At 28.8% G+C, this 617-nt stretch carries 1 protein-coding gene; it reads right to left on the bottom strand.

Features of this window, described 5'->3' with window-relative positions; translation table 11 throughout:
- Nucleotides 1-102: 102 nt before the first annotated feature.
- Nucleotides 103-258 carry a hypothetical protein gene (locus tag MBORA_RS10460; protein WP_156482681.1) on the bottom strand — a complete coding sequence of 52 codons (156 nt, stop codon included), beginning with the start codon at nt 256-258 and terminating at the stop codon, nt 103-105.
- Nucleotides 259-617 lie beyond the last annotated feature (359 nt).

Genomic DNA, 617 nt, shown 5'->3' on the forward strand with positions numbered 1-617 from the left:
AATGATATGTCTTGTAAATATGCAGTGTCTGCTAAAACAACTCTGGGATGTTGGTTTAAATTAGATTTTATTTCATATAACATTGGTAGAAGTTCATTGTGGTCAGTTGGATTCGTTGTTAAGTATTTGGGCAACAACCATTCCTGTTTTACTGTCTATTGCAACTTGATAATTATAATTAAGACCATAATTACCTTTTTTATCTTTCATCCACCTTGAATCAGGGTCAGTTAAACTATATAGTGTGCATTCCATCATATTTTGCCTTTAAATAGCATAATAAACTAAAAATATACTCTTGTTTTTCAACACTAATCAAAGCAATTTTCAAAAGTTTAATAGCCTCATATATTTAATTTAAAATGTATTTCATCAATTAATGGCACCATACTTCTGAATTTAGCTTTATTGGAAAAATATCCGACTTAACATTCCACCAAACACCATTATTTTTTAGTCCAAATTTGAACCATTAAGTTAAAATAAGATCCTTCCAAAAATTCAATTTCTTCGATTCTAATTAAACGGAAATTACTGGCATTTGCTTTAACAATCGTTCCATCAACAGCAACACACTCTCCATCAATTAAATTAACTTTCATACCAAAACTAACTAT

The sequence above is a fragment of the Methanobrevibacter oralis genome (genome assembly GCF_001639275.1).
Classification (GTDB): Archaea; Methanobacteriota; Methanobacteria; order Methanobacteriales; family Methanobacteriaceae; genus Methanocatella; species Methanocatella oralis.

Excerpts from the sequence above, each read along its gene's own strand:
- MBORA_RS10460 (WP_156482681.1), bottom strand. The coding sequence starts at position 258 with ATGATGGAATGCACACTATATAGTTTAACTGACCCTGATTCAAGGTGG.